Origin of the sequence: Enterococcus sp. 3H8_DIV0648 (genome assembly GCF_002140655.1) — a bacterium.
In the GTDB taxonomy this organism is placed as follows: Bacteria; Bacillota; Bacilli; order Lactobacillales; family Enterococcaceae; genus Enterococcus_A; species Enterococcus_A hulanensis.
In genome coordinates this window covers 542,863-544,608 of the sequence record NZ_NGLG01000002.1, presented here as the reverse complement: position 1 = coordinate 544,608, position 1,746 = coordinate 542,863, and the positions used below count along the sequence as shown (strand labels likewise).

Here is a 1,746-nt window from a genome sequence, read left to right as displayed (position 1 = left end):
AGGGTGATTATTTGACGATACTGGTACTTAAGCTATGACATAAGTAGTGCCATTGGTGCTTAGTACTATTGCAATTGTTATTTCCCATTTCAAAAGCAGAAGTTGAGGAAGAAATTAGCGTTTTGGCAAAGGATGGAGAAATTTTGTGTAGAAATAAATCGAAAAGGTGGATTTAAAGTGGAAGTTATTAATTTGAATGAAAAGTTTAGTCAATGGTAGTTTGGAAGGCTATCAAATAAAAATAGCAAAATTTAAAGATGAATTTATTTGGCATACCCACGAAAAGGAAGATGAGTTCTTCCTTGTGATTTCTGGAAGAGTCGATTTACATGTAAAGCAAAACGGAAAAGTGGAAGTATTTACCTTGAATGATGGGGAGGGGTTGGTAGTGCCTCAAGGAATTGAACATATGCCGGTGTCTAAGGGGATTTCTAATGTTTTGCTTTTTGAACCGGCCACCACATTGAACACTGGAAATGTTATAAACGAAATGACTGTTGAAGAGATTGAAAAGATTTAATCTAAGCTAGAGACCTTCTGAGATTCATTTACAATTAGCAACAATAACTATTTAATTACTCGAAAAATCTATCCTCAAATTTTGAAAAGGTATTCTTATAGAGCTTTTGGAGATCCGGTAGCTTGGGCTGCCGGATCTCTTTTTTGTCCGTCTCTCATTAAATGAAGTCATGGATGCGAATTATGCTGCACCTAAAAATTCCTTGATAAATGTCACAAAAGATAGAGTTATTAAACGATCATCAACAATTTGGTGTGTTAAGAAAATGAACAAGTTCTTACGTTTTTCAAAAATTCGAGATTACTAGCTGCTCTTTTAAAAACTCAATGAATAGTTGGAAATTGGTCTGGACTCTCTAGTGACTAGATGAAGTATAGTAATTTTTTAGTGAATAGATAATATAAGAAGGAAAAAAATCATTAAAAGCGATTGAAATGAGTTCTTTTGAAATTCAGCTCGATCTATCAACTAATTTAGGAAAAGGAGTGAAGTGCAATATGATGTTTATTATTTTGATTCTTTGCATTCTTTTACTGGGAATATTGACTATTATAGTTAAAAGTCCTGGTAGGCTTTCACCATTGAGAGATGAAAAAGGTAGAGATATTCCCAATGCTATTTCTGAAAAAATTTGGATAGATGTGAATGGAACCAAACAAGGAATGTTCATTAGGGGTGAGAAACCGAATAATCCGATATTATTATATCTTCATGGTGGGCCCGGAACACCGATGCTTCAATTTATCGATTACATGGAAAAAAGCGAACGATTGGAGAAGGATTATACGGTGTGTTATTGGGATCAACGTGGTTCGGGCATGTCGTATAATAGAGCAACTGAACCATCAGAATTGACAATTGATCAAATGATTGAGGATACTTTTGTAGTTACAGAGTATCTTCGAGTTCGATTTAAGCAGAAAAAGATTTTACTGTTAGGACATTCTTGGGGATCATATCTGGGAATAAAAACAATTGAAAAGTATCCCCATAGTTACTGGGCATATGTTGGTGTGGGTCAGGTAACTGATCAACGAGAATCTGAACGATTAGCTTACAAGTATATGATGCAGCGCGCTGAGGAGGAGAATGATTCTGATGTTATCGCGAGGTTATCAAAATTTAATCCAGATGCAAAAGATTTTCCTCAGCTCGATTATCTAGTAAAAGGTAGAACAAAGATTTTAAACAAATATGGGATTGGTCATTTACATCAAGGGTTAAAA

General features: G+C 34.7%; 2 protein-coding genes. Both read left to right on the top strand.

The window, feature by feature from the left end:
• Positions 1-196: 196 nt before the first annotated feature.
• Positions 197-520, top strand: coding sequence for a cupin domain-containing protein (locus A5875_RS18900; RefSeq protein WP_088935127.1), 324 nt, complete (start codon positions 197-199; stop codon positions 518-520).
• A gap of 497 nt (positions 521-1,017) precedes the next feature.
• The coding region (locus A5875_RS18895) for an alpha/beta fold hydrolase (RefSeq protein ID WP_217809358.1) at positions 1,018-1,746 on the top strand (729 nt) is incomplete at its 3' end.